This window comes from Alsobacter sp. KACC 23698, assembly GCF_045348435.1.
Lineage (GTDB): Bacteria > Pseudomonadota > Alphaproteobacteria > Rhizobiales > Beijerinckiaceae > Alsobacter.
Genome location: NZ_CP157484.1, coordinates 1176587 through 1202835, shown reverse-complemented (window position 1 = coordinate 1202835; position 26249 = coordinate 1176587). Strand labels below are relative to the sequence as shown.

Here is a 26249-nt window from a genome sequence, read left to right as displayed (position 1 = left end):
GCTCCGCTTCAAGATGGACGTCGCTTGAACAAGCGCCTTCCTGCGTCGGCCTTCACGAGCCTGCATCGCACAGACCGGATCTCGACAGGATCGTCGGCCGACGAATCAAGTGCGTCCTGAGGACCGTCCGGACGACCTTCGCCAGAGTGAATGATCAATAGGCATTGGGCCCAAATTGCGCCGGGACCTTCGCCCGCTCATGACCGCTGGACCCACGGGTCTTCGCGCCCTGTCTATGACATGAGGGCTAGCTCTCATGCAGAATGGAGGCCAATCGGCCGCAAGGCTATTCACGTAGGGTGCGCAACTCAGTTCCATCGCAGGAACGCTCCAATTCGCACCGATCTTGGCGACCCGGGACCACCTGGGGCGGCGCCGCGCAGGCGCACTCGCGAGGCCCCCATCGCGCCTCTGACGTCTCTGCGGTGAAGCCACCCGGTGTGCCCTGAAAATGATCAGAGAGGCGCTTATGGACAGCCAAAGTGACCTGATTCGAACATCGATCATCTTTGGCACCCGTCCTGAAGCGATCAAGCTTGCACCAGTGATTCTTGCCCTGAACCGCGATGACCGTTTTGCGCCTCACCTCTGCGTCACTGGCCAACACCGCGAGATGCTGGATCAGGTCATGGACGTCTTTGAACTGCAAGCAGACGTCGACTTATCGATCATGAGGGCGGACCAATCTCTTTCAGGTCTGACGGCGCGGGCGCTTTGCGAGCTGGATCATTATCTGGAGAACAACAGGCCGGACCTCGTGATTGTGCAAGGCGATACCACCACGGCGTTCTGCGCCGCGTTGTCGGCCTTCTACCGCCGAATCCCTATCGCACATGTCGAGGCGGGTCTCAGGACGGGGCACAGGTTCGCGCCCTTTCCTGAGGAGATCAACCGAGTGCTCGTCAGTCAGGTCGCGGACTGGCATTTCGCGCCGACCCAAGCTGCAGTGGACAACCTGTTGCAGGCTGGGCTCGCTCACGACCACATTTTCCTGACCGGCAACACCGTCATCGACGCCCTGCAGTTGGCCGTCGAGAAAGTCCGGCGGCAAGCGCCGAACGTCGAGGGAGTAGCGGCCGAGATCATGCATTCGAATCGACGCATGGTTCTGATCACCGGCCATCGGCGGGAGAATTTTGGACGTCCCTTCGAAGAGGTCTGCCGAGCGATTGCAGGCCTAGCCGAGACTTTTCAGGACGTTGCCTTTGTTTACCCTGTCCACCTGAACCCGAATGTCAGGGAGCCGGTGCATCGGCTCTTGAACGACCACGACAACATCGTCCTGATCGAGCCCCTGCCCTATCTAGCCTTCATCGCGCTCATGGACCGTGCGACAGTCGTGCTGACGGACAGCGGCGGCGTCCAGGAGGAAGCGCCGAGTCTCGGCAAACCAGTCCTGGTCATGCGCGAGCGCACCGAGCGGCCTGAGGCAGTGGCGGCTGGCACGGCCAAGCTCGTCGGCACTGACGCGCCCGCCATTCACAAGGCCGTTGCCGATCTTCTCACCGACAAGGCCGTCTATGAACGGATGTCGCACGCCGTCAATCCCTATGGCGATGGGCGCGCGACGGAGCGAATTGTGAACATCCTTGCGTCTCGCGTGACGCATGCCTGACAGGGTTTGCGGGGCGTCTCGCGCCAGGGACAGTGAAGTGGGGCGGACATGCCGATCGCCCAATTGACGTCCTCCGGGGCCAAGCTCGCCTTCGGCTTGCTTCCTCCTTGGGCCCAATACCATCTCGTCGGGCGCTGGCGTCGCCCGCCCACGCATGAATATTTCAGCGCGCGCAACGAGCGGGATCTCGACTGGGCCGTGCTGGAGAAAAACATCCTGCCGGCCCGGCAGCGATCGGCCACCGCGATTTGGTTCTTGCCCACCCATAGCTGGAACAGCGGAGCCTTCCAGAGGCCTCAGCAACTCGCGCGCGGATTGGCGGAGAGCGGGGCGGAGGTCCTGTATTTCGAACAGTGGACGTTCAACCACGATGTGGCCCTGTCGACCGTCCCGACCGCCAAGGGCGCGCTTTGGGAGGTCGAAGACAGGCTGCACGTGGTCCGGGCTCCCGACAGCGCGGTCGCTGCGATGGTGGCGCGGCATCAGCCCGCCGCCGTCATCATGTTTTGGCCCCAGCAGGCGCAGCGAGCGCTTCCGGCTGATCTGGCCCGAGCGGATGCGGCGCCCCGAGCTGTAAAAGTCATCTACGACGTCATCGACGAGCTCTCGCTCCTGGACGACGCTGACGCCGTGCGGCAGGCCCATGAGGAATGGGTGCGCGGGGCTGACCTGTTGATCGCCACCGCCGACGACTTAAGCCACGATCTCCGGTCGCGTCGGAATGATGTCGTGCAGCTGCCCAACGCGGTGCGCCTGGAAGACTGGAGCGGGGCGGACCTCCCCGTTCCGGCGGACCTGCTGAAGGCGCGCTGCGCTCCCGTGGTGGTGGGCTATTACGGCGCGATCGCCCCGTGGTTCGACTGGAAGCTCTGGCGGGCCGCCGCCCGCTTGCGTCCCGACTGGGCCTTTGTCCTGATCGGCTACCCCTACGCGTCATCGGAGGAGAGCATTCGCGAGCGCATCGCGACCGAGCCAAACATGTTCTTTCTCGGCAAGAAGCCCTATGGCGAGCTGCCGCAGTATTTGCGCCACTTCGATGTGGCCTGCATTCCGTTCATCCTCAATCCGATCACGCATGCCTGCAGTCCGGTCAAATTGTTTGAGTATTTCGCCGGGGGCAAGCCGGTGGTGAGCACGCCCATGCGTGAGGTGCTAAAATACAAAAGTATTCTCCTGGCCGCGACGGCTTCTGAGTTCGTCGCCCAGGTCGAAGCGGCCCAAGAGCGTTCTCGGCAGCCCGAATACCAATCCCTTCTGGCGCGAGAGGCCAGGGAGAACACCTGGCGTGAGCGCGCCAACACCTTGCTGGACGCGGTCCGACACGGCCCAAGCCGCGCGTCGGAGCTTCGCCGGTCCGAGAACGCGCCAGCGGACGCCAAGGCAGGCGCGAATGCGATCGGTCGCGAAGGCCACGGCTGATGCTGCGCGCCCAAGGCCTGAGCGCGGCACGGCGTCTTCGCGTGGCGCTAACGCCGAAAACCGCCATGAGCGCGAGGCTGCTGAGCGGGGGTCTGTTCTCGCTAGCCGGCGCGCTGGTGACGCGCTCATTCGGGTTCGCCTTGAGCCTTTTGATCGTCCGGCTGCTCGGCCGCGAGCGGTTCGGAGAGTTCACCATGGTTCAAAGCACCCTCGGGGTTCTTGGGACGGCCGCTGGGATGGGCCTCTCGGCGACGGCGACAAAGTTCATCGCCGAGCATCGGGACCAGGCTCCGGACCGCGCGGGAGCCGTGTTGGGGCTGGTTAATGCATCCGCCCTGACCGTGGGGCTGCTGATCGGCGTCCTCTGCTATGCCGGCGCCGACCTTTTGGCGGCGCACGTGCTGAAGCGGCCCGAGCTAGGGTCCTTGCTGCGCGTGGCGGCCTTGGCCATTCCTATCACCACCCTGGAGGGCGTGCAGTCCGCCTCTTTGGCCGGTCTTGAGGCGTTCAGGCGCCTCGCGCAGATCTCGGTCGCCGCCGCCGCGGTCTCCCTGCCCGTCTACGTGCTGGGCGTGTATTCCGACGGCTTGCGGGGTGCGGTCCAGGCGCAGGTGGCCGGCGCCGGCATCGCGTTGACGTTGTCCTGCTGGGCCTGCCGCGCGGAATGCCAGAAACGAGGCTTGAGAACGAACTACGGATCGATGTTGGCCGAAAGTCGGCTAATCTGGCTTTACTCCTTGCCCGCCCTTGGCGGCGGCCTGACATATCTGACAGTGTTCTGGGCGGCCAATCTTATCCTGGTGCAGGCGCCTGACGGCTATCTGCAACTCGGAACGCTGAGGGTCGTCGATCAACTCAGGACCATGCTGGTCGCCTTGCCCACCGTGATGCTGGCCCCGACCTTCGCCATCATGGCCAATACGGTTCACCAACCGGCCGTGTTGGCGAAGATCCTCGAACACAGCGTCGCCTCGGCAGGGCTCATCGTGTTCCCGGCCGGCTTGGCTCTGACGTTCTGTGGACCCCAATTGTTAGCTTTTCTGTATGGGAGCGACATGGCCGGCAGTGGCGTCGCCTTGGCCTGCGCGATGGTCGTGGCCGGCGCCCAGGCGACAGGGCTGGGGCTCGGGAACGTTCTTAGCGCGACGGGACGGATGTGGCTGGGCTTTGCTCTCAACCTGTTCTGGGGCTTGCTGTTTCTGGGACTTTGCCTCGCGCTTATCCCGAGCCGCGGTACGTCCGGTTTTCTGATCGCCCTGGCGGCGGCGTATCTGGCGCTCAATGCGCTCGCTTACGCGAGTTTTCTCGCGCGCAATTCTTACCTGCGGCCCGGGCGCGTATTCATTCCGCTCGGCGGTTATATCGCCGCCGTCGCCGCGGGGGTTGGCGTCGTTCCGCACCTTGAGCCGAGGCTGGCTTTGGCCGCGGGGGCCGGAGCGGCCCTTCTCATGGCCATATGCCTCGCCCGTTTGGCCCGAAAGGCGCTGACCCCGGCGTGACCGGGCGTGGCCTGTTTTTGAACTGGCGAGCGGCGAAACGTGATCAGTCGTTCGGCCTGCGGTAGCGGCACCATAAGGCGCGGGGACCCTGAGCTTGCAGCAACTCGGCTGGGGGCTCCTCGAACATATAGCGGTAAGGTCCCCAACCTTCCTCTTCATCCGGCAGTCTCGGACAGGTCTGGCGGAACTCGCATATCCAGCCGTCGAACAGGCTCGCGTCCAGAAAGCTCTCCGTCAGCGTCCAAGGCTCCGTGAATGTCGCCGGTTCATCAAGGTTCAGGCTTGCGATGAAGGCTCCGCCAGGTTTCAGGATCCGCCTGATCTCGCGACAGGCGGCGCGCAGGTCGTCGACGTGGTCTAGGCTATTCATGCTGAACACGACATCGGCGTAGCCGCTCGGAAACGGGAGTTTTTCAGCTCCCGCCTGGAGGTAGACCATGGCATGGCGGGCGATGCCCAATTTCATATACTCGTCGGCAAGAGGATCGACCCCCAAGGCCGCCCTGGCGATTCCGTCAAGCCAGGTGAGCGAACCCTTCGGCCCACATCCAATATCGACGCACAGCTTGCCGGCGAAAACGGCGGGGGAGTCCAGGCCGCCCATCGCCAACATGAAGCGCCGATAATAGTCGGGTTGCGGGTCCACACCGTGAGCCGCGATCAATGACTCCCAGAACTCCAATTCACGCCGGGCTTTGAGTTTGAGGACAGGGAAGCTCCGGGCGACGCGGACCATAGCATGATGCGTTAATTTGCGCGCCGGGACCCGAACTGCCGCGGGCACAACGGCCCGGACCAGTGCTTTGAGAGACATCGCGCCCTCAATGGATGAAGGGCCGAATGGCCGCCATGCGGTCGCCATCCTGCGGGATGGCGAGAACGTCGATCAGAAGCTCGTCCTCGCCAAACAGATCGGTGGCCTTCAGGCTCAGCTGGGGCCGCCCCCAAACGCCAGATTGTACGGTCATGCGGAACCACCGGGTGTAGCCGCTCTGTTCCATGGCGGTCTTGAACTCTCCAAGGTCGCGGCGCGCCGCTTGGAGCGAGGCGTAATTGATCTCCAAGGCGATGGCAGGCTTGAACGCGGATAGCGTCGCTTGCATGCCGTCCCAGATGGTGGGCTCGGCGCCTTCCGCATCCATCTTGATGAGGGGTAGATCGCGGCCCTTGATGTCCAGGCCGCGTAGGAGACTGTCGAGAGTGGTGCAGCGCACCGTGAGTTCCTCGACCACCTCGCTGCGCGCGATGTGGTTGGGAAAGGCGCTCGTATTGCCGATCGTCCGGGTGAGCGAAAGTCGCAGTTCGCCATCCGCGTCGCCCAAGGCGCACTGGCAAGCTTGCACGGTGGCGAACTCATTGCGGACAATGTTGGCCATGAGCCCCGCGAAGGCGCGTGGATCCGGATCCACGCTGACGACCAGTCCGCCTGGTCCCGTCAACCGCGCTCCAAGGCAACTCGCCCAACCTTTGTGAGCGCCGACGTCGACAAAGGCGTCGCCCGGCCGAAGGTAGCGCTTCATGACGGCGCGCAGCGCCGGTTCCCAAACGCCTCCGCGCGCCACCATCTCGCGATCGACGCTTTGGCGCGGGTCGAGTTGCATCCAGAACCCGTCCTTCATGCGAATCCACACCGGGCCTGGGGAGCGGCGAAACCGCTCGGATCTGCCGAACCGAAGGAGAGATCGCTTGAGCGGGCGGCCCAGCCGCCTAATCGTATTGGGGTGCATGGCCATCTCCAGCTTCGGTCGAAGGACTTCCGTCTTGATCCGCAGCGCGCTCAGGGCCCGGACCACATTATATTCCGCCGTCCGGATGCGAAGTGCTCGTCCAGAATCTTTGCGTTCAGCTCAGCCCACTTGTCCCGATGTTGCGCAGTCAGCGAACTCGCGTGTAGACGGTAGCGGTACAGGGGGAGGTGATAGTGTCTCGCCTTGTATGACAGGCAGATCCGCACCCAATAGTCGAAATCTTCCGCATGCCTGTATTCGGCGCGATACGGCCCGACCGTGTCGCGCACCTCCGCCCGGTACATGAAACAGGCCCTTACCGCGCCGGCCGCGAGTTCATGCCGTCGCAGTCCGGTGGGGGCTGAGCACAAAGCGAGGTTTAAGTCCCTGCCCTGCTCGTCGATCGTGTGCAGCGCCGTATAAACAAACCCCACATCCGGATAGGTCGAAAGCTGCTGCACCATGAAGCGCAAGGCGTCCGGTGAGTAGAGGTTGTCGTCGCTCGTCCAGGTCAGGTATCGCCCGCGCGCCGCCCGGAATCCGACGTTGAGGGTTTCGGGCAGCCCTTTGTTCGTCTCATTGCGAATGATGCGCACCCGGTCGTCGGCCGCCGCATATTCGGCGAGGATCCGCGCCGTGGCGTCCGTCGAGCAATCGTCGACCACGACCAATTCCAGGGCGCTGTGCGTCTGGGACAGGCAACTGTCGATGGACTGGCGCAAATATCGCTCGCCGTTGTGCACCGGCAACACGATGGTCACGAGGGCGGAACCGTCATAAACGCGCCAGCGATCCGCGTCCGGCGTCGCCGCCTGCCCGCGTTCTACGATCACCTGTCGCTCGGGGAACCACCGCCTGAGCAGTTCGGCGAGCCAAGACCGGCCATGGCGCACGCCGGTCAGGTCGATGACGTCGGGGTCGCAGGCGCCGACCTCGACCAGAATATCCTCCTCCCAGCCAAAGAGGCGGGCCGCATTGAACCCCAAAAGCTCCGACGCGGCGCGACGAAGGCGATGCCGCCGGCGCCAGTCCAATTCGCCTAAATCCGAATGCGACCATGTCATGGGGACGATCAGCAGGCCGTTGTCGGCCATGCGGGGCTCCCCGCCGCGCACCGAAAGAACGGCGGACGCGGCCGAGCCGTGCATCCTCGCCCTGTCAGCCAAGAACCGGGAATCCGGCTCCAACGTTTCCGTGACCAGCAGCAGTCTCATGCGGTGCTCCGTTGGCTCGGGGCCGGGGCCTGGGTGCGTCCTGGCCCGCGCGCCCCTACGCGACGGCCCCTAGCAAGCCCTGCACGACCTGCTCGGTCGCCTTTGTCGGAACGGGGGGCCGGCGCGAGCGGTCACGCTTGGCCGCCGGCGCCAGGCCGTCCAGATCGTCCAAGCTGGCGATGCGCTGGAGGCTTCCGTCCGCTATGAGCTTGCGATCGACGCCGCCCATCCGTCCGGCGAAAACCGTCGCGGCCTGTGTCCCAAGAACCACCGCCTCCCGGTTCATCGATCCGCCCGCGCTGATCACCGCGTCCGACCAGTAGACGAGGTTGAGGCCGTCCAGCACGACCTCCGGAATGAGCAGATTGCTGCGGGCCAGCGCGCGGTATTGCTGTGCCTGGGCCTGGTAGCGCGGCAGCAGGATCACCTTGGTTCGCGGCTGGTCCGCCATCCGCAGCACGGCCTGCTCGAACAGATGGTTCTCGAAACGGTGATACGCGCTTTGCGTGGCCGGCGGCCGCATCGTGACGAGGATGTCGGATTCCGACACGCCCAAGCTGGCGAGCGTCGCCGGGAAACGCGGGTCGGGTTCGAAATCGACGAGCGTGACGTGTTCCTTGAGGCCCTCATGCACGACCACCTTCGCGGCGGTTCCGCCCTGCTTCCTCAGGATCGACCTCTCGTATCCTTCAGGCACGATGATGCGGCGCGCGATCCTGAAGGCCAGATGATTGGCCGGCTGGTACTCATAATCCATGCAGGTGGCCAGCGGGACGCCGGTCGCCAGGGCCGCGAGAGCCTGGGCGTATGAGTTATATCCCAGCGCCAAATCGATTTCCCGGCCTTTGAGCCATGCGCTCAACTGGCGCGCCCGCGTCAAGATCGCCGCCGCCTTGCCCCTCATGGAGGCGCCGCCGTGTCGTCCTACGACCTCGACTGGCCGCCCGCAACTCTCGGCGATGTGCACCGTTTCGCTGTAATCGCGGGCCGTGAGCCGGACAGTATGGCCCTGCTCGATAAGTCGCCTGATGATCGGCTCGAAGAAGAGTGGATCTGGAGCCGTCGAGAAGTCGATCCAAACCTTCACGGGCAACTCCTCGCGCCGGCCGCCTCTCAGTCTCCGTCAGTCCGATACTCGCCTCAAGGCTTTTTATGCCGGATTTCGTCAGGCCACGACTTGCGAGCCCATGCGCCTCAAGACTTGATCGTGATCCTTTTGGAGCCAAAAATCAAGCAAGTCGGCGACGACGGCGCGTGTGCGCATCATACCGCACGCCATCACTGGGGAGTCGCCTGGCCGGGCCGATGCGCTCATGCTGGCCGAACAGGGCGGGTCGGCGCCCTGTTCGCAACACCGAGGGGGACTGGACATGGTCAGTCAAGCGGCGCAGTCGATCCTCGCCATCCTCGCAGCGCTCACTCTCGTCGCGGTCGCGGCGTTGCTGGTCCAAGCCATCGCGGGCAGCCGCAGGCCTGAGCCCTCCGCCCGCGCCTCTCCGCGAACCGCTCCGCTCGCGGTGGTCATTCCCGCTCATGACGAGGCTGGCGCGCTGCCGGCGACGCTGGAGAGCGTGACGCCGCAGCTGCACCCGGGGGATCGGGTCATCGTGGTGGCGGATAATTGCGCGGACGCTACGGCTGAAGTCGCCCGGCGCGGCGGGGCCGAGGTCGTGGTGCGGCAGGACGCGACGCGCGTCGGCAAAGGGTTCGCGCTGCAGGCCGGCGTCGATGCGCTCGCCGGATCGACCCCCAACGTCGTGGTGTTCCTCGACGCCGACTGCGTGCTCGCCGCGGACGCGCTCGACCACTTGGCGAACTCCTGCCAACGGTGGCGCGCGCCGATCCAGGCCTCCTACGAGCTCACGGCGCCCCAGACGGAGGATAGCCATGAAAGGCTGTCGCGTTTCGCGTGGCGGATCCGGACCGGGCTTCGTCCCCGCGGCTACGCCCGGTTGGGGCTTCCCTGCCACTTGCTGGGCGCGGGTATGGCGCTGCCCTGGGAGATCGTGCGATCGGTTCGCCTGGCCTCGCCGCACCTCGCCGAGGACGTGCTGTTGGGGCTGGATCTGGCCCTGCGTGGAACGCCGGCCCGGTTTTGCCCGGAAGCCGCCGTCCTGAGCCAGCTCCCGCCAAGCGCGCGGGGCCGGGAGGAACAGCGGACACGCTGGGTCCATGGCCATCTGCAGTTGGTCGGAAGCCATGTCTGGCCTCTCTTGCGGCGAGCGACGACGCAGCGCGATCTGGCGGCTCTCGCTCTCGCAGCGGACCTTCTGGCGCCGCCCTTGAGCGTGCTGACGGGCGTAGCGGCCGCGCTCTGGGCGGCCGCCCTGATTCTGTTCGCGTTCACCGGGCTCTGGCTGGCTCTGGCGTTGTCCAGCCTCGCCATGGGCGGCGTGACGCTGTTCCTCGCCTTATGCTGGCGGGCTTGCGGCCGCGACCTGATCGGGCTGCGAGAATTGGCCCGGATCCCGGGCAAGATCGCGTCCGTCGCGACCATGGTCGTGGCCTACGCCGCCGGCAGGCGCTCCGCCTGGAACCGCTCGGAACGGAGCTAGGCGACCTGCGCTTGGGCCTAAGCTTCAGGTCTTTCAATCGAATTTTCGCCGATGATCAGTCGAGCGGTGGTGTTGTTCATGTCCTTTTCCACAGCCAGGACGTCATTGGCTGCATATGCCGCATTCTGATCACAATCGGTTCCTATCCCAAAAGAACTAGACGCCTATTTCCGATTTGGAAATCAATCCAACCTACGGTCTAGTACCGCTCTCTACATTCACCTCGCCTTAACGCGATTGCGTTTTGCTGCGGCTCAACACTTGTGTCTAACAGAAAGGGTGCGCATGTCCGCAACCTATGAGGCTTTCCTTCACGACCTTGCATTCAGCGAATCGACCAATCGCTACAATTACGTGAACAGCCTCGGCTATGCAGGCGCTTACCAGTTCGGAGAGAGCGCTCTACGGATGATCGGTTACTACACCAATGATGGAACTGCGGCTGTCGACTGGAATAACGGCTGGACCGGGAAAGACGGCATCGCCAGCATATCCGACTGGCTGACGCATCCGGCCGTGCAGGACAAGGCCGCTGGCGAGTGGTTCGGCTATCTGTGGAACACAGAGATCAAGGACCTGGGCCTGCAAGCCTTTGACGGCCAGGTCATGGACGGAGCGCAGATCACGGCGTCCGGAATCGTGGCGGCCTCGCATCTGGTCGGCGCCGACTCGGTGGCGCGCTATCTGAATTCGGGCGGAACCGCGATGGCCGCCGACCCCTTCGGAACCACGGTCAGCACCTACCTGCACAAGTTCTCCGGCTATGATTTCAGCGGCGTGACCGGCGTCAGTGCGACGAGCGCGGACGCGAGTGCCGCCCCGACTTCGACGGTCCAGGCCCCGGCGCCCGCTCCGAGCGCGCCCAGCGGGGGCGGATCCACGTCGTCGACCGCCAGCCCCGACCCCGTCCCCCCAGTCGTCGGACAGACCTTGACCGGAACCAACAAGGGCGAGGTTTTGGAAGGCGGCGCCGGGAACGACACGATCACCGGCGGCGGCGGAAAGGATCAGATCATCGGCGGCGCCGGAGACGATAAATTGTGGGGCGGCGCGGCAGCCGACACCTTCACGTTCAAGGCCCAGTTCGGCCATGACGTGGTCGAGGATTTCGACTTCTCCGGCCGCAACCACGACGTCTTGAACTTCGACTCGGCGTTATTCGCGGATGTGGGTTCGGTCCTGTCGCACACCACCGATACGTCCAATGGGGCGCTGATCACCGATAGCGCCGGCGATTCCGTCCTGCTGCTGGGCGTCAGCAAGGCGCAACTCGGCGCCGTGGACTTCCACTTCTTCTGACGGCCCTGTGCGGCCGGCGCGCGCCCCCGCGTCGGCCGCCGCTCGCATTCGCGGCGACGCAAGCCGGGAGGCTCAAACGACGCCGTCCTGGCGCCGTTTCGCCAAGTCCTGGAGGGCCAGGTGCGCCCGCCGTCCCTTGGTCATGACGCCCAGCGAAGACAGAGCCTCGACCACCCTTTGTTTGCGCTCCATCCCGAGGCAGCGCACGAGGACGCGGCCGATGCGGGTGGGCGCAATGGGGCGCCGCCCGGCCAGCGCCTCGCCATGCTTCAGGACGTCGCGCGCCAGGTCCGGGAAGAAGACGAACGTCCGGGCCGCAAGCTTTTGGTAGGCGACGCCCAGGGCGCGCCTATAGCGGGGTAGTGAGCCGCGCTGCCGAATCTCTGCTTCCAGCTTCTCCAGAACGCACAGGCCCGACTGGACCCGGCGCTTCGAGAACACGTCGCTGCTGATCGAGAGTCGAAAGGCCTCGTGCCGGCGATAGAAGCTTTCGCCGCGCTCGGCCACCACGAGGCCGGCCCCATCCAGCAAGGCGCGCATCATGAGATCGCCGTCCTCGTTGATCGCCAGTCGCTCGTCGAAGCCTCCCAAGGCGTGCAGGAGCGACATGGGCCACAGGATGGAGCAGATCGGGATCCATTCCCCGGACAACCAGCTTTCCAGAGGATCGGGCCCGGGAAGCGGGAAGGTCGCGTCCCTCTCGGCCAGAACCCATGTTCCCTGTCGCGAGACAAGGCTGCGCCAGGTGCAGCACGCCAGGACGTCGGCCCGACCCGCGGCGGCCGCGGCCAATCCCTCCACGGCGTCCGGCGCGATCACGTCGTCGCAATCGAGGAACAGGGCATAGTCGCCTTTGGCGCTCGCCAGACCCCGGTTGCGGGCGGCCGGCAATCCCCGGTTGTCCTGCCTGATGGCCGTGACCCGATCCTCATACGCGCGAATGACAGCCCAGCTGTCGTCCGTACTGCCATCATCGATCACGATGATCTCTATGCGAGGATGGCTCTGCCTGAGAACGGATTCCACCGCCTCCTGCACGAATGGCGCGCCGTTGAAACAGGGAATGATTACTGAAACGAGTGGAGCGACGCCGACGCGAGGCTCGGACATTTCAACCTCCCGGTGCAGGGCCAGAACCATAGCCTAGGGCCACTTCATCTTTCTGGCCAGCGCCATGCATCGACGCGCTCACCCAAGCACAACTTCGCACCTGCGTGCAAAGCCGCGGCTTTCACTGTAGAATGGCGCACGGCCTGCCTCGCGCGCCAGTCGCGCCAACGCGGAGCTTCGTGTCTCGTGAGAGCCGCCTTGATTGGAGCTGGGCATATCGCGCGACAGCACCTCGCCTGTCTGGGCGCTATGCCGCATGTGGAGATCGAGGGCGTCTGCGACGTGTCGCGAGCGCGGGCCGAATGCGCCTGCGAACGGTTCGGGGCGCAAGCGCCCTTCACCGACGCCAAGGCCATGATCCGGAGCCTCAAGCCCGACGTGGTCCACGTCACAACGCCGCCGCAGTTCCATTTCGACCTCGTGATGGAGGCGCTGGCCGCAGGCGCACATGTGATCGTCGAGAAGCCGGCCGCTCTGGACTTCAAGCAGGTGCTCGAAATGGCAGGCGCCGCGCGCGCAGGCGGCGTGGCTCTGGTCGAGAACTACAACTACGCCTTCAGCGACGCCTGCCTGCGCATCCGCGAGCTGATCCAGTCCGGCGAGTTTGGCGAAGTCACCCATGTCGATGTGTTGCTGTGCCACGACATTCTCGGTCCCGACAGTCCGTTCCGCGACCCTGACCTCAAGCATCCTTTCATAGATGTTCCCGGCGGGCCGATCGTCGACTTCGTGACTCATCTGGCATCGTTGGTTCACGCCTTTCTGGGCGAATTCCGCCGCTGCGAGACGTCATGGACCAAGCGGGCGGACTCTGGCCTGCCTTACGACGAATTCCGCGCGCTGGTCGAAACCAACGCCGGTTCGGCGCATGTGGCGTTCAGCTCGAACACCAGGCCTGAAGCCTTCTGGCTGCGCGTGTATGGAACACGGATGCAGGCCGTCGCGAACCTATTCGAGACGCGGCTCACCCTGTCGCGCGTCGAGAGCGGGCACAAGGCTGCGACCGCTTTCAGGAACGCCTGGAAGGAGGCCGGAGCCGTGCGCAGGTCCGCTTTCGGGACCTTGCTGATGAAGCTTGACGGCGGACCAGGCACCTATAAGGGCGTCTGGGAGCTGATCGCGCAAACCTATCGCCGCCTTGAAGCCGGACGGGAGCCGCCTATCAGCGGCGCCGACGTGATCGCCGTGAACCGGCTGGCCACAAGCTTTCGCCCCGGGGGGAGGACCGGATGAAGCTTCTGATTACGGGCGCGACCGGATTTCTGGGGAGACATGTCGTCGCGACCGCCTTGGCGCAGGGACACTCGGTCCGCATCCTGATCCGACCTTCGGCGCGACTGGACAAGACGCCGTGGGCCAAGGCCGTCGCGGTTCACCGAGCCGACTTGCGCAGCCCTCACGACCTGCAGCCGGCCTTCCAGGACGTCGACGCCGTGATCCATCTGGCGGCATCGGTGGCGGGAAACGAAGACACGCAGTTCGCGTCCACCGTGGTGGGGACCGAGAACCTGCTGTCCGCGATGGCGCTGTCGACCGTGCGCCGCATCGTCTTGGCCAGCAGCTTCTCCGTGTATGACTGGTCGGCGGTGGGGAGGGACCTGGACGAAGAGTCTTCCGTGCAAGCGGCGCCCGGCCTCTACGAGCGAGACGTGTACACCATTGCGAAGGTCTGGCAGGAGCGCGTGGCGCGCCGTTTCGCCGAGGAACACGGCTTCGCTCTCCTGGTGCTCCGGCCAGGCTTCATCTGGGGCCCGGGAGGCGAAGCCTTCGCCGGACTTGGCGTGCGGATCGGCTCCGTGCAGGTGGTGGTCGGGCCGGCCAGCCGCCTCGCCTTGACCTACGTGGAGAATTGCGCGCAGTGCTTCGTGCTCGCCGCCGAGCGGGTCGATATCGCCCATGGCACCTTCAACGTCGTCGACGCCCAGCGCATCTCGTCGTGGCGTTACGCTGCCGAGTATGCGCGCTGGACCAACAAGAGGGGCTTCCGGATCCCCGTTCCGTATGGTTTCGCCAGGACGATCGTGGGCGCGGTCGGGCTGGCCAATCGGGCGTTTTTTGGCGGCAAGGCCAAAGTTCCCAGTTTGTTGGCGACGCGCCGCTTTCAGTCGCGCTTTAAGGCGGTGCGCGTGGATGGAACGCGCACGCACGCCGGGCTGGGCTGGGCGGAGCCCGTCGACCTTGCCGAGGGGCTGCGGCGGACATTTCGACGTGACGAGCGGACGGGCGGTCGGTCACGATTGTTGGCCGAAGCGAAGCCGGGCCACCGTTGAGCCGCCAAGATGAAATCGGCTTGCTCACTCCAGAATGTGGACCCGCCGCGCGCCAAGCCCGTGGTCACGATTGTGGTTCCCACGTTCAGACGGCCCGAGCGTCTGGTTGAATGCTTGGACAGTTGCGTCGCCCAGACCGGCCCCGCCGCTGGCACCTATGAGATCCTGGTCGTCGACAACTGCCCGGACCGCTCCGCAAAGGCCACGGTCTGCGACCTGGCCCGGCGCACCCATGTGCCCCTTCGTTACGTCCATGAGCCCGTGGCGGGGATCTCTCGGGCGCGCAACACAGGGCTGGCCTATGCGGCCGGCGACTTCGTGGCCTTCGTCGACGATGACGAAGTTGTCGTCGAGGACTGGCTGTCTCATCTGTCGGCGGCGCAAGCGGCGTTTGCGGCCGACGCGGTCCTGGCTCCCGTGCTGCCAATCATTCCGCCTGGGCTCAGTCCCGCACTGAAGGCGCAGCTGCTGGGGGGGCTCAGCCATTGGATCCCGCAGCCGACGGGAACGCCGGTCGGCAGCACCATCGTGGATCCATTCTGGTCGCGAGGCGGCAAGGCTTATCCCAACCTGGCTTCCGGCAATTGCCTCATCGCCCGCCGGGGCCGCGCCGCGGCGGTGGCCTTCGACGACCGGTTGGGGCGTTTCGGCGGCGAGGACGCCCTTTATTTCAGCGAATTGGCGGCCTTGGGCTGCAGGCTGGTCTGGTGTGCGGAAGCGATTGCGCGCGAACATGTGCCGCCGGGCCGGCTCGGCCTGCGCTACAGCTTGCGGCGCGCGTTCCGAGGGGGGCAGGTCGCCTCCTGGACGCCGCTTCTGATGCATCCGGCCCTGCCGACGCGCACGGCGCTGTCCATGCTCATCGGGGCGGTGCAGTTGCCCGTCTTCGCGGCCCTGTTTTGCGCTAGCTTCGTCTTCGCTCGCCAAGCGCGCCGGTCCTATCTCGCCCGCCTGGCGAGCGCGTCCGGAAAGCTGCTATGGGCGGCCCCGTTTCGCCGCCAGACCTGGCCATCCTGGATCGGCGGCTGAGAGCAGGTCTCACGCCCGCTTTATGCGCCGGGCGCGCGATTCGGCCGCTAGCGCGCCGGCGTCCGCGCATACGAGCAAAAAGACGAGCCACTCCAGCGAGAAGGACCGACCGATGGTGGTCTCGGTCGCATTGTAGAAAATCGTGAACAGCATCAGAGACAGCAGGAGCCAGGCTCTGCGGAAATCGCCGATGCGATCGATGGCTCGCAGGCTGGAGAGCATGAACAGCACCATGAGAACGAGACCGATCCAGCCGGTTTCCAGCAGCACGTCCAAATAGCCGTTATGCGCGTGGGGCATTTGGCTCACGAAGCCGGGCGCCTCTCGAACGCTCGGCGCGTCTGGACCGACCATCCAGAACGATTGGTAACCCCATCCGAGGGCCGGGCGGCGGGCGATCATGTCGGCGGCGAAAGCCCAGATCGTGGTGCGGCCCGTCAGCGTCGGATCGCCGAAGGCCAGTTGAAGCCAGTCGTCCACGCCGAGTTCGAGGACCGCCGAGAGGAGGAAGAGCAGAAGAGCAAGAAGCCCGGAGACATGCACCATTACGCTCCTCAGCGTCAGCCGGCAGGAGCGGCACAGGACCAGCAGCGCGCCGGCGAGCATCGGACAGGCGACCGCAAGCGCCAGCGACGTCTTTGATTGGCTAAGCACGAGCAGGAAGACCGACGCGCTCGCCACCAGGCCGCCCAAAATGCGGGCCCTGGCTCCGGGGCGGGTCGTTTCATGCAGGGCCACGATCAGCGCAAGGGCGGCGGCGAGGCCCAGCGTGTTCTTCGACGAGTAGATCCCCGGATGCCCAAGGGCGGTCGTGGGCCTCAGGGCGAGCGCCGCCATGTTGAGCAGGACGCCCAAAGCGAAGCAGAGGAACAGGCTGCGAAAGAGCCAATCCCGGCGGTCCGACGTCACCACCGGGGTCACCATGCAAAGCACGATCAGAATCTGCTGAAAGAAGCGCTTCAGGGACACGTCCGGGGCGAAAGCCCAATACACGCTCGCTCCGGCGACGCCAAGGTACAGGACCAGCCAGATCAGGCTGGCGTCGAGCCGCCCTGTGCCCAGGCGCCCAAGGGCCAGGGTCATGCAGAGCGTCGCCAGGGCGATCCAGAACAGCTTGTTCTCCATCCGTCCCGGGTCATCGGCGACGTTTTCGGGAGCGCCCAACAGGATTAGCGGCGACAGCACCAGCGCGAAGAAGCACCCGAGCACCGGAATGAGGCCGTAGACCCTATCCCACACGCCGACACGCGCCGGCCGGTCCACGGGCTCATGCGGATGCGCCGTCATGGTCCGCTCGGCTCTTGGTGCGCTCGGTCCAGCGCGAGGGTCGAAACCGCTTGAGCACTGCCAGCAGCCCCGTCTTTGGAGGCTCAGTCTCGGCATGATCGAGAGCGTCGTAGTAGCGCTTGTTGTCCGCGCGATTGCCCTTCCAGCGAGAATGCTCGGCGGGGAAGAGAATTATGTCCAGCGCCGAGCGTTGGACGTTGTTGAACACGAAGCCCATCAGGCCGCTGGATCGCAGGCCTGCGTTCCGAAGCGCGCTCTCGGCCAGCCGTCCTGGCGTCTGGGCCCAACCGACGACCAGCAGGACCATCTCGACCACGCTTCCTGCGGGCCCGAAGTCAGGAACCGCGGCGAGCGGCGGGAGGTCGACAAAGACAACGTCGTAATACTGCGAGCATTCGCGCCCGAGGTCGCGCCGCCTCCCGCCGTCCGGGCCGCGGCGGGCCGCGGCGGCTCCGCCGATCGCCATGACGTCCAGGCCCGGCGTGTCCGTGGCGTAGCCGAACCACGCCTCATTGGCGGCCTCCGCGCCGGCGGTGAAATCGAGCAGGCCGACCCCCGCGTTCGGCGCGAAACGGACCGACAGCTCCGGATGAAACGGATTGCCGTCGATCAGCAGCACCCGCCGCCCCTCGCCGGCCGCGGCCCTGGCCAAGCCGAGCGCGATCGCGGTCGCGCCATCGCCGGGCAGGACGCCGGCGACGCCGATGACCGGCCCGGTCCGCTTGGACAACAATCCCGCATGGACACGCCGCACGACGGCCAGGCAATCCGATCGGAAGTGGTTCTTCGACGCCGAATGCGGCGCTTTAAGCACCGCGCCGATGAACCGGCCGCCGAGCCTCAGGGAGGCCTGATCCGGATCCCACAGCGACCCGTCCAGGGCGTTGCGCAGCAGCGCTGCGCTGACGCCCAGCATCGTCCCGAAGGCGCTGAACGCCGCCAGGATCAGTAGCCGCCGCGGACCGTCCGGATGAGCGGGAGGATGCGCCGCGCTGATGACGCGTGTCTTCGCCCCCAGATCCTTGATCCTGTCGCGCAGCCACGCGCTGGCTGTCGACGCAGCCGCAGCGGCCGCCGCGGCCTGGTCGGCCAGATAGGCTCTCGTCAGCTCGTTCACCACCTGGGCGGCTTGCTCGGCGGCGTCGGCCCTGTAGGCGACTTCAATCACGGAACTCAAGCCGATTCTTCGGATCGCCATCCGGCCCTGGAAAACTGGCAGGAACGCGATCTCGTCGGTTAGCCCGGGCCGGCCATCGCCAGCCGCTGAGGCAGGCGGCGCAAGACGCAGCGCCTGGATCACCTTCAGGGAGATCGCCTCGGACCGTAGGATCTCAACCTGCGAATCGACCGTCGAGGCGTCGACGATGCCGGTTTCCGGCAGCAGTTCCTGGCGACCGACCTCAAGCCTGGTGTTCTCCAGGACGAGAAGCGCTTTGGCGGTGTAGGACGGCGTCTTGCGCAGCAGATAGACGCCCCCGATCGCAGTGGCTAAAACGGCGAAGAAAACGACGATAGCGCGATGGCGGAGGATTCCGACCGCCCAAAAGCGCATGGAGACGACCGCCGGGCTATCCGCGCCAGCCGCGTGGGCGACGTCGAATTTAATGGGCTCGTCCTGCTTCACCGCGTCACCACGGCGCCCTGCCGTAACGGCGCGCTTTGCGGCACGGCGGGTGCCTCGGACTCCTCAGATTCGGGAAGTTCGACCGTCAACACGTCTCCGGGCTCGACGCTGGCGTCGCGCGTCAGTTCGAATTCTTCGGACTGGCTCTCGGATGTGCGGCGCAGGACGCGGAAACGCAGCCTCGACTCCGGCGCGCCGGACCGCGTCAGTTTGGTGGAGCCCAGGATCTCGGCTTCGCGAACGAGATCAGTTTGGGTGGCGATCATATGGTCCGTCTCGGCCAGCTCGGCTGAGGCGGCCTTCAGCTCGGCCATGATCTCCCGCTCGCGCTCATCCGTCAGCTTGGCGATGGCGATCTCCGTTTGGAGGATGTTCTGCTTCGCCTCGGAGGACAGCGTGTCGACCTGTCTTTGGTCGCCTTCGATCTGAGCGGCAAGGCGCTCAAGGGAGGCCTGGCGCGGCAGAATCGTCAGGCCCTTGGCCCCTAGAACGTTCATCGCCTGGGTCTCGACCTCCACGGATTTCTGCTGACGAACGAGACTGTTCATGCGCGCGACGAGGAGGTCGATCTCCTCCTTATAACCGCCGATCCGGCGTCTTAGGCCATCGATTTCATTGGCCAACGCCTTCCGACGGGTCTGCAGTATGGCGGTCTCCTGCCCGAGCATCGCCTGGTGCCGCGCGTTGGCCGCCAGCCGGATCGGTTCGTCCTCGATCACGACCTCGGTTTTCCCGGCCAGCTCGCTTTTGAGCCGTGCGATCTTGAAGATCAGGCTCCACTTCTTGGCGTTCAGGACCTTCAGGGCGCCCTGCCCTTGGATCATGTCGCGCTCAAGCCTCAGATTTTCGGTCGCCCGATAGACCCCGCCGGCCACGCTGAGCGCCATCATGGGCGTGAGGCCCGGACGAAACGCATATTCGCCGGGGTGCTGGACGTGGCCCAGCACATAGAAGGGGCGGTATTGGGCGACATCGACGGAGACGTAAGGCAAGGCAGGGAGGCGTTCGTGGGCCTGCAGCATTTGGGCGATGGTCTTGGCCAGATCACGGCGGCTGGCGCTCTCAGCCGTCACCGCCCCGAGGAGCGGCAGCATGATCATCCCGTCGTCCCCCACGGTGACTTCATCTGACAACGCGGGCCAATCATAAACCTTAATCTTGAGCTTGTCCTGCGGCCCGATTTTGTATTCGGCCGCCGCACAGGCGCCAAACACCATGAAGAGCACCGGTATGGCAGCACAAATCCGCAACATCCGAGCCTTCGATAACTGCTGATTGGGGTTCATGCTGACTACTTTCCTTTCAACAAGGAAGCAAGTCCACCACATTGATTAGGCCGACAGAGGCATTAGTAATTCAAGTAGAAGTCGAGCTATCTACGATTGCCCACCCACATCTGAAGAGCAACGACTCTGGAGGGGATCGACCATGACGGAACGGATTCCGATTGCTGTCGTTGGGTGCGGTTATTGGGGCGCCAAGCACATTCGCGTCCTCAGCGAGTCGCCCAGCGCGAACCTCGTCATGGCTGTGGATGCGCGAGCCGATCGCATCTCCCGCATCCAAGATCGGTATCGCGGCGTCGCGGTCAGCCGATCGGTTACCGACGCCCTCAGCAGCGACGTCGCCGGAATCGTGATCGCCACCCCGATCTCAACCCACTACGCCCTGGCCATGGCGGCGTTGGAGGCCGGCAAGCACGTCCTCGTGGAAAAACCAATGGCCATGAAGGCTAGCGAGTGCCGGCGCCTAATAGCGATCGCCGAGAGGAGGCACCTCACCCTCATGGTCGGCCATACGTTTGAATATCATCCGGCGGTCGATTACATGCGTCAAGCTGTGAAACGCGGCGACCTCGGAGAGATTTATGACGTCAGCACCAGACGATTGAACCTTGGTCTCTATCAGGCGGACACAAACGTCCTGTGGGACCTGGCCCCGCACGACCTGTCCGTAATTTTCCGAGTGATCGACAGTCCGTTGGTCGACGTCAGCGCACGCGGTTGCGCGCATGTCATTCCCGGGGTTGAGGACATCGTCCATGTTCACCTCGCGTTTCAGAACGCAGCGCGAGCGCACCTGCACTTATCGTGGCTGGATCCCGTGAAAACGCGGCAAATCACCATCGTCGGCAGCGAAAGCATGCTGGTCTTCGACGATATGAACTCTTGCGACAAGATCCGCACATATGATCGCCGGTTCAAGCCTACCCCACAAGGCGACACCTTTGCTGATTTTGAAACGGCCTATCATGACGGAGACGTCCACATCCCAAGCCTCTCGAACCAGGAGCCGCTGCAAAGGGAGCTCCGCGACTTCATAGACGCGATCGCGACGTCCAAGCGCCCTTTGGCCGACGGCTACAGCGGTCTGCACGTCGTCGAGGCGCTCGAGGAATGCTCGCGCGCGCTGGCGAACGACGGAGTGGGCTCTGCACCCTCATGGAGTGTGGCAGAATGGCAACGTCGAAACGGGCAAATCCGGGCGGTTCCGGATCGCAGCCACTGAAGGACAGCGATGTTCGGTTGGACTGCCTTGAAGACGCGCAACTTGCGGCGAAACGATTGCTCGATGTCGTTGTGAGCTGCATCGCCATTGCGGTGCTCGCGCCCGTAATGGCGGGGCTCTGGGTGCTGATCCGGATAGACAGCCCTGGCCCGGCTCTCTTTCGGCAGAAGCGCGTCGGCAAGGATGGCCGCCTCTTTGTGCTTTATAAATTTCGAACCATGACGCATGGGGCGGACGAAGCCATTCACCGCAGCGCTATTCGGCGCTTTTTGAGGAACGAGCGCCTGTCTTCTGATCCCGGAGCGCCGTTCAAGCTGAACGACGATCCCCGGCTCACGCGAATGGGCCCATGGATAAGGCGGACCAGCCTGGATGAAACTCCGCAGTTCTTCAACGTGCTTTTCGGCGACATGAGTCTCGTCGGGCCCCGCCCCGCCATCCCCTATGAGCTTGAGCATTTCGAAGCGTGGCATCACGCACGACACGCCGTGAAGCCTGGCATCACCGGAATTTGGCAGGTGTACGGGAGGGGCCGTGTCAGCTGCGATGAGATGATGCGAATGGATGTCGAATACGCCCGCACATGGACAATCCTGTCCGACCTGAAGTTAATCGCCCTGACCGCTCCGGCGGTGTTGCGGGGAAACGGCGCTCACTAGCGACATCGTCGTATACTCCTCGAGTGGCGACTCCAGAAACAGTTAGCATCAACCTGAAAGCGAGGTTGAACATGCCTATCCCGTTTGTGGACTTGAAGGCTCAATACGGGTCCATCAAGGACGAAATCGACGAGGCGATCGGCGACGTCCTGGCCAGCGCCTCCTTTATAGGAGGCCCCCCCGTCGACCAGTTCGAGCAGGACTTCGCGGAGTATAGCCAGGTCCGGCACGCCATTGGTGTGGCGAACGGGACAGACGCCCTACAACTCGCCCTCACGGCGGCCAACATAGGCCCCGGAGACGAAGTGATTACCGCGGCCAACAGCTTCATCGCATCAGCCGCGGCCATCGCGCGTGTCGGCGCCACTCCCGTTTTCGCGGATGTCAGGCGCTCCAGCTGGACAATCGATCCGGTCCAGGTCGAGCGGGCGGTCACGGCCCGAACCAAGGCCATAATGCCCATCCACCTCTTCGGGACGCCGGCCGACATGGATGAGATCCTGGAAATCGCGCGCCGCCATGCGCTGCTCGTCATCGAGGATGCAGCGCAGGCGCATGGCGCGCGCTATAAGGGCCGCCGGATCGGCTCCTTCGGGCAGATGGCCTGCTTTTCCTTCTATCCGAGCAAAAATCTCGGCTGCTTTGGCGATGGGGGCGCGATCACGACCAGCGACGACGTCCTCGCGTCGCGGATCAGGCTGCTCCGTGATCACGGACGCGCGTCAAAATACGAGCATTCGGAAATCGGCTTCAACAGCCGGCTGGATACGCTCCAGGCCGCCGTTTTGTGCGTGAAGCTCCGCCACCTGGACCGCTGGAACCAGCGGCGTCAGCAGATTGCATCTTGGTACGCGGAGGATCTCGATGGTAGCGGGATTGAAACGCCTGAACGGCATCCTGATCGGTCCCAGGTCCATCACCTCTATCCCGTCCTAACCGAAGATAGGGATGCGCTGCAGAGCCGACTTGAGGCGGCGGGCGTGTCCACCGGGATCCACTACCCAATACCGATCCATCTCCAGCCCGCGTTCGCCCATCTCGGATACCGTGAGGGCGACATGCCCCAGACCGAGTTCGCCGCGAAGCGAAGCCTGTCGCTGCCGATGTTCCCGGAACTCACCCGCGAACAGGCCCGCTCGATCGCCCGGGTAGCGCGACAGCCTTGTGACGCGCTCATAAAACCAAGCTCTAGCGGGAACAAGGAACCGTCCCATGTCTCAGATCAGCTCCCTGGCGGTCGTGCTGACTCGGCGTCTCGGCTCGAACGTCCGGATCGATCCCTTTGCAGTGATACGTTCAGACGTGACCATCGGCGATGACGTGCTCATCCACCCGCATGTGGTGATCGAGGACGGCGTCACGATCGGCGACGGGGTTGAGGTCTTTCCCGGTGCCTACCTCGGCAAACCGCCGAAGGGCGCGGGGGCACTCAGCAGAACCCCTCGCGCCGAAGGCGTCGTCGAGATCGGTCCGGGCTGTTCGATCGGGCCGCACGCGGTGATTTTCACCGACGTACGGATCGGCGCCTCCACGCTTCTGGGCGACGGTGCTTCAATCCGCGAGCAGTCGCGGATCGGCTCGCGATGCATGATCGGGCGCTATGTCACAATCAACTACAACACGCAGATTGGCGATCGCGTAAGGGTCCAGGACCATTCATGGCTCGCCGGGAACATGACGATCGAAGACGATGTCTTCATCTCAGGCGGGGTCGGCACGTCGAACGACAACGCCATCGGCCGGCATGGCTATTTGGAGGACGAGACGCGGGGGCCTTTTATCGCTCGGGGCGCTGCGATCGGCCTGGGCGCGAACCTGCTCCCCGGAATCCGCATCGGGGTCCGCGCCGTGGTGGGCGCTGGCTCAGTCGTCACCAGAAGCGTTGCGGACGACGCCCTCGTAATGGGGGTCCCGGCGCGGGAAAGGGTCCGGTGAGCCGCTTACGGCGTCGAAACCGAGCCTGACGGCCGCGAACCCCGGTCGAGCAGAGCGCCGACAGCCTGAAGCAGGGCGTCCGGACGGGCCGCTTCAGGGATATGCCCGCTGGATAAGTCCCACACGAAGGCGCCGCCCAGGCCCGTGTCCCGAATGAAACGTATCTTCGCCGCGATCGAAGCCTCATTCTCGTACGAGATGAACGAGATCCCGTCGCGCGGCGGCCACACAGACAGATAGGCCGCATCGGCCTGCCGATCATAGGAGGCGGTCGCCCATGGCATATATTTGCGGCTGATGTCGCGGAACACCATCCAGACCTCATTGGCGTTGCCGGCGAGATTTTGGCGTGGTCCCGTCACAAGTGGTCCCCATCCCTGGCCATAGAAGCCAACGCCGACACCGATTTTCGAGCGAGGAACGCCCGCAAGCTCCAGATCGGCAGCATTCTGCGCGACGGAGATGGGTTGAGAAGGCCCGTCGCCGCGCAGCGGGGAACTGTGCCAACTCAGCCAACCCTGCCAAGGTCCGGCCATGCCGTAGGTCATCACATTCACCTGATCCACCAAGGGCGCGAGGACGTTGCAGAAACGCCGGTAGCTAGGCTCGAGCGCCCGGCCCCCGCGTTTGCTGCCCAGGGCGACCGTGATGATGATTGAGGGCTGCGCCTGGCGAATCTCGCGGACGAGCGCGAGAAAATCGTCGTAGTCCGCCTCTTCGATCGGCTCCCAGTCCAAGTCTAGGCCATCATATCCCCACTGGGCGACCAGGGCCAGGAGCGCGCTCACGAAGCGGGGCCGAACTGGCGCAGACGCTGCAGCTGCAAAGCGGTCGTGCAACCCAGCCCCTCCGACGCTGACCAACGCTTTCCGCGCCTGCAGGTGGGCCCTGCGGACGAGATCCTTTGCGACTTGGGGTCCCTGACTATCGTCCAGATAGAGGCTTGTATCGAGTGATCCGTCCATATTGGGCAAAACCGCGAAGGCCAATACATGGGAGATCTGCGCAAAATCGATCAGACTGGGCGGATAGGTGTGAGCGTCCCATCCCACAAAATAGGCTGACACCCATCGCGCCCCGGCGGCCGGTCCGCCGTCGGCCGCGAAGGCGGCGCGCGCTGCCATCATGACTCCAATCAGGAAGGCGACGATGATGGACCAGCGCAGGGGCGACGCAAACACGGGCCGCGGACGCGCGACCACAGCTAGCGCCCATTGCTGCTGGCGCTGCCAAATGGCGCGCTTTCGGTTCAGCGCCTCCCTGAGTGGGCGCAGGGTGGTGTGCGGCAGCGGGGTGTCGAGGACCTCTGCGCGCATCGCCAGCGTACTCTGCTGCTGCCCGCAGGTTCCCTCCGCCGCCGCCATGGGCTGGACTGCTTTCGCAAAAGCGATGTGCTGATGGGTCATTGGTCTCAGTGGCAGGCCCTTGGCTCAGGTGTGTAAGAACGGTTGGGCGTGGGAGAGGCAGGCGGCCAGCGAAGGTGAGGCCGCCAGGGGGAGCTGCGTCGCCTGATAGTGGCACCACGCAGAAAGTCCGTGGCGGGGTGCCCGAAACAAGGGTACATCATTTCCGGTCAACTAGAACCGATCAGTGCTGAGATTTTGGGCCAGTGGCGAGTTACATGACTGTGGCACAGGGGCGGGCGACGCTGTCGTCGCAGCCTAACGGCGAACACTTACGCGCGACGACAATCGGCGAGGCCGAAGCCCGAGTGGCACCGAATGCCGACTGCTCCGTAGAAGCCATGAAAATCCGTCGCGTTTCGCGTGCCGAGTCCGACGAACGCCCTAGCTCTGGGGGTCTAGGGCGCGTGGGCACAAGGCGAGCCTCGGTTGAGGCGAGCCTGCGACCCGAATCGGACCACCACCTCTGCCACCGGACGGCATGAACTGACGAGGTGTGCGTTGCATCCAGGGCTACGTCGTGTCGGGCCACCGAAAGCGCCTCTCCCTAACATGTAGTCGCTTCTGCTCGGTATGCATCAATCGGCGAGTCACAGCCCCAACCGCCTGCGCTGGACCTCCGCGCCGTCGCACCGCCAGCGGCCTCTTGGTCGCGGAGGAAGCGGCCTGGTCGGGCGCCCCGTTACGGCCTATTCTGACTACGCCCTGTGCTGCGGCTTCGATCAGGAGACCCTGGACGAGAGCCCTGAGGAGTTCGCGCCCGGCTCGCCGGGCTAAGCGGCGATGAGGCGCGCCTCGCCAAGGCGACTGGGCCCGCCATTGCGGCCGGGTGGCGGGGCTCGCCGCGGGTCAGGCGGAGCCCGCGGCGCTGGGGTCGGCGTCGTGAGCCGGCAGCGCTTCACCACACAGGAGCGGTTGGCCATCTCCCTGCGCCGGTTGGGGCATTGCGCCCGCTGCGGGCGGAGGCGCCTGAGGGGCGAGACGCTGCGTGGCGGCGGCGAGAGCATCGTCGATCTGATCGGCGATCTCCTCCAAGAGCGGCTGCGGCGCCGTCCCGGGGGGCACGTTGCAGATGATGAAGACGGCGCGGGCGCGG

Annotated in this window: 21 protein-coding genes; 12 read left to right on the top strand and 9 right to left on the bottom strand. The window is 64.8% G+C overall.

Annotation, left to right across the window (positions count from 1 at the left end; all coding sequences use genetic code 11):
* Positions 1-469: 469 nt before the first annotated feature.
* Genes wecB through ABEG18_RS05550 form a run of 3 tightly spaced genes read left to right on the top strand, consistent with a single transcriptional unit; the run spans position 470 to position 4533 of the window.
* Positions 470-1615, top strand: coding sequence for a non-hydrolyzing UDP-N-acetylglucosamine 2-epimerase (wecB, locus tag ABEG18_RS05560; RefSeq protein ID WP_406857103.1), 1146 nt, complete (start codon positions 470-472; stop codon positions 1613-1615).
* 48 nt (positions 1616-1663) lie between these two features.
* The gene (locus tag ABEG18_RS05555) at positions 1664-3034 is read left to right on the top strand and encodes a glycosyltransferase (protein WP_406857102.1); all 1371 of its coding nucleotides are present in this window, start codon (positions 1664-1666) and stop codon (positions 3032-3034) included.
* Positions 3034-4533: an oligosaccharide flippase family protein gene (locus ABEG18_RS05550; RefSeq protein WP_406857101.1), complete on the top strand. Its 1500-nt coding sequence runs from the start codon at positions 3034-3036 to the stop codon at positions 4531-4533. Before ABEG18_RS05555 ends, ABEG18_RS05550 begins: the two co-directional genes overlap by 1 nt.
* A 43-nt stretch (positions 4534-4576) precedes the next feature.
* Here ABEG18_RS05550 and ABEG18_RS05545 read toward each other — a convergent pair whose 3' ends face one another.
* The 4 genes from ABEG18_RS05545 to ABEG18_RS05530 all read right to left on the bottom strand — a co-directional run bounded on the left by ABEG18_RS05545 (position 4577) and on the right by ABEG18_RS05530 (position 8561).
* Entirely contained in the window at positions 4577-5347 is a 771-nt protein-coding gene (locus ABEG18_RS05545; RefSeq protein WP_406857100.1) for a class I SAM-dependent methyltransferase, read from the bottom strand.
* 7 nt (positions 5348-5354) lie between these two features.
* Complete coding sequence (locus ABEG18_RS05540; RefSeq protein ID WP_406857099.1) at positions 5355-6152, bottom strand: FkbM family methyltransferase; 798 nt, start codon at positions 6150-6152, stop codon at positions 5355-5357.
* A 158-nt stretch (positions 6153-6310) separates the two neighbouring features.
* A complete protein-coding gene (locus ABEG18_RS05535; RefSeq protein ID WP_406857098.1) occupies positions 6311-7474 on the bottom strand; it encodes a glycosyltransferase family 2 protein in 1164 nt (387 codons plus the stop codon).
* Between the two features lie 55 nt (positions 7475-7529).
* Positions 7530-8561: a DUF354 domain-containing protein gene (locus ABEG18_RS05530; RefSeq protein ID WP_406857097.1), complete on the bottom strand. Its 1032-nt coding sequence runs from the start codon at positions 8559-8561 to the stop codon at positions 7530-7532.
* Positions 8562-8844: 283 nt separating this feature from the next.
* On the opposite strand from ABEG18_RS05530, the gene ABEG18_RS05525 reads away from it, so the two are divergent.
* Together ABEG18_RS05525 and ABEG18_RS05520 are read left to right on the top strand one after the other, a co-directional pair.
* The gene (locus tag ABEG18_RS05525; protein ID WP_406857096.1) at positions 8845-10029 is read left to right on the top strand and encodes a glycosyltransferase family 2 protein; all 1185 of its coding nucleotides are present in this window, start codon (positions 8845-8847) and stop codon (positions 10027-10029) included.
* A gap of 285 nt (positions 10030-10314) precedes the next feature.
* Entirely contained in the window at positions 10315-11328 is a 1014-nt protein-coding gene (locus ABEG18_RS05520; RefSeq protein WP_406857095.1) for a hypothetical protein, read from the top strand.
* 72 nt (positions 11329-11400) lie between these two features.
* Here the strand turns inward: ABEG18_RS05520 and ABEG18_RS05515 are convergent, their stop codons facing one another.
* A complete protein-coding gene (locus tag ABEG18_RS05515; RefSeq protein WP_406857094.1) occupies positions 11401-12468 on the bottom strand; it encodes a glycosyltransferase in 1068 nt (355 codons plus the stop codon).
* A 156-nt stretch (positions 12469-12624) separates the two neighbouring features.
* Between ABEG18_RS05515 and ABEG18_RS05510 the strand changes: the two genes are divergently transcribed.
* Genes ABEG18_RS05510 through ABEG18_RS05500 form a run of 3 tightly spaced genes read left to right on the top strand, consistent with a single transcriptional unit; the run spans position 12625 to position 15737 of the window.
* The gene (locus ABEG18_RS05510; protein WP_406857093.1) at positions 12625-13671 is read left to right on the top strand and encodes a Gfo/Idh/MocA family protein; all 1047 of its coding nucleotides are present in this window, start codon (positions 12625-12627) and stop codon (positions 13669-13671) included.
* Complete coding sequence (locus tag ABEG18_RS05505; protein ID WP_406857092.1) at positions 13668-14708, top strand: NAD-dependent epimerase/dehydratase family protein; 1041 nt, start codon at positions 13668-13670, stop codon at positions 14706-14708. The genes ABEG18_RS05510 and ABEG18_RS05505 overlap by 4 nt, the downstream gene beginning before the upstream one ends.
* 9 nt (positions 14709-14717) lie before the next feature.
* Positions 14718-15737, top strand: a complete 1020-nt coding sequence (locus tag ABEG18_RS05500) for a glycosyltransferase family 2 protein (protein ID WP_406857091.1) — start codon at positions 14718-14720, stop codon at positions 15735-15737.
* Between the two features lie 9 nt (positions 15738-15746).
* On the opposite strand, the gene ABEG18_RS05495 is transcribed toward ABEG18_RS05500, so the two are convergent.
* Genes ABEG18_RS05495 through ABEG18_RS05485 form a run of 3 tightly spaced genes read right to left on the bottom strand, consistent with a single transcriptional unit; the run spans position 15747 to position 19934 of the window.
* Entirely contained in the window at positions 15747-17000 is a 1254-nt protein-coding gene (locus tag ABEG18_RS05495) for an O-antigen ligase family protein (RefSeq protein ID WP_406857090.1), read from the bottom strand.
* A 4-nt stretch (positions 17001-17004) separates the two neighbouring features.
* The gene (locus ABEG18_RS05490) at positions 17005-18648 is read right to left on the bottom strand and encodes a Wzz/FepE/Etk N-terminal domain-containing protein (protein ID WP_406857089.1); all 1644 of its coding nucleotides are present in this window, start codon (positions 18646-18648) and stop codon (positions 17005-17007) included.
* Entirely contained in the window at positions 18645-19934 is a 1290-nt protein-coding gene (locus tag ABEG18_RS05485; RefSeq protein ID WP_406857088.1) for a polysaccharide biosynthesis/export family protein, read from the bottom strand. The genes ABEG18_RS05490 and ABEG18_RS05485 overlap by 4 nt, the downstream gene beginning before the upstream one ends.
* Positions 19935-20076: 142 nt before the next feature.
* Here ABEG18_RS05485 and ABEG18_RS05480 point away from each other — a divergent pair, with 142 nt between their 5' ends.
* From ABEG18_RS05480 to ABEG18_RS05465, 4 genes are all read left to right on the top strand, one after another.
* Complete coding sequence (locus ABEG18_RS05480) at positions 20077-21156, top strand: Gfo/Idh/MocA family protein (protein ID WP_406857087.1); 1080 nt, start codon at positions 20077-20079, stop codon at positions 21154-21156.
* On the top strand, positions 21105-21815 hold the full coding sequence (locus ABEG18_RS05475) for a sugar transferase (RefSeq protein ID WP_406857086.1): 711 nt from the start codon (positions 21105-21107) through the stop codon (positions 21813-21815). Before ABEG18_RS05480 ends, ABEG18_RS05475 begins: the two co-directional genes overlap by 52 nt.
* Before the next feature lie 71 nt (positions 21816-21886).
* Positions 21887-23134 (top strand): DegT/DnrJ/EryC1/StrS family aminotransferase, encoded by a 1248-nt coding sequence (locus tag ABEG18_RS05470; RefSeq protein WP_406857085.1) that lies wholly within the window; start codon positions 21887-21889, stop codon positions 23132-23134.
* A complete protein-coding gene (locus tag ABEG18_RS05465; RefSeq protein ID WP_406857084.1) occupies positions 23028-23750 on the top strand; it encodes a DapH/DapD/GlmU-related protein in 723 nt (240 codons plus the stop codon). Before ABEG18_RS05470 ends, ABEG18_RS05465 begins: the two co-directional genes overlap by 107 nt.
* A gap of 5 nt (positions 23751-23755) precedes the next feature.
* On the opposite strand, the gene ABEG18_RS05460 is transcribed toward ABEG18_RS05465, so the two are convergent.
* On the bottom strand, positions 23756-25156 hold the full coding sequence (locus tag ABEG18_RS05460; RefSeq protein ID WP_406857083.1) for a glycoside hydrolase family 18 protein: 1401 nt from the start codon (positions 25154-25156) through the stop codon (positions 23756-23758).
* Positions 25157-26249: the final 1093 nt, after the last annotated feature.

Excerpts from the sequence above, each read along its gene's own strand:
- wecB (WP_406857103.1), top strand. The coding sequence starts at position 470 with ATGGACAGCCAAAGTGACCTGATTCGAACATCGATCATCTTTGGCACC.
- ABEG18_RS05555 (WP_406857102.1), top strand. The coding sequence starts at position 1,664 with ATGCCGATCGCCCAATTGACGTCCTCCGGGGCCAAGCTCGCCTTCGGC.
- ABEG18_RS05550 (WP_406857101.1), top strand. The coding sequence starts at position 3,034 with ATGCTGCGCGCCCAAGGCCTGAGCGCGGCACGGCGTCTTCGCGTGGCG.
- ABEG18_RS05545 (WP_406857100.1), bottom strand. The coding sequence starts at position 5,347 with ATGTCTCTCAAAGCACTGGTCCGGGCCGTTGTGCCCGCGGCAGTTCGG.
- ABEG18_RS05540 (WP_406857099.1), bottom strand. The coding sequence starts at position 6,152 with ATGAAGGACGGGTTCTGGATGCAACTCGACCCGCGCCAAAGCGTCGAT.
- ABEG18_RS05535 (WP_406857098.1), bottom strand. The coding sequence starts at position 7,474 with ATGAGACTGCTGCTGGTCACGGAAACGTTGGAGCCGGATTCCCGGTTC.
- ABEG18_RS05525 (WP_406857096.1), top strand. The coding sequence starts at position 8,845 with ATGGTCAGTCAAGCGGCGCAGTCGATCCTCGCCATCCTCGCAGCGCTC.
- ABEG18_RS05520 (WP_406857095.1), top strand. The coding sequence starts at position 10,315 with ATGTCCGCAACCTATGAGGCTTTCCTTCACGACCTTGCATTCAGCGAA.
- ABEG18_RS05515 (WP_406857094.1), bottom strand. The coding sequence starts at position 12,468 with ATGGTTCTGGCCCTGCACCGGGAGGTTGAAATGTCCGAGCCTCGCGTC.
- ABEG18_RS05505 (WP_406857092.1), top strand. The coding sequence starts at position 13,668 with ATGAAGCTTCTGATTACGGGCGCGACCGGATTTCTGGGGAGACATGTC.
- ABEG18_RS05500 (WP_406857091.1), top strand. The coding sequence starts at position 14,718 with ATGAAATCGGCTTGCTCACTCCAGAATGTGGACCCGCCGCGCGCCAAG.
- ABEG18_RS05485 (WP_406857088.1), bottom strand. The coding sequence starts at position 19,934 with ATGAACCCCAATCAGCAGTTATCGAAGGCTCGGATGTTGCGGATTTGT.
- ABEG18_RS05480 (WP_406857087.1), top strand. The coding sequence starts at position 20,077 with ATGACGGAACGGATTCCGATTGCTGTCGTTGGGTGCGGTTATTGGGGC.
- ABEG18_RS05475 (WP_406857086.1), top strand. The coding sequence starts at position 21,105 with ATGGCAACGTCGAAACGGGCAAATCCGGGCGGTTCCGGATCGCAGCCA.
- ABEG18_RS05470 (WP_406857085.1), top strand. The coding sequence starts at position 21,887 with ATGCCTATCCCGTTTGTGGACTTGAAGGCTCAATACGGGTCCATCAAG.
- ABEG18_RS05465 (WP_406857084.1), top strand. The coding sequence starts at position 23,028 with ATGTCTCAGATCAGCTCCCTGGCGGTCGTGCTGACTCGGCGTCTCGGC.
- ABEG18_RS05460 (WP_406857083.1), bottom strand. The coding sequence starts at position 25,156 with ATGACCCATCAGCACATCGCTTTTGCGAAAGCAGTCCAGCCCATGGCG.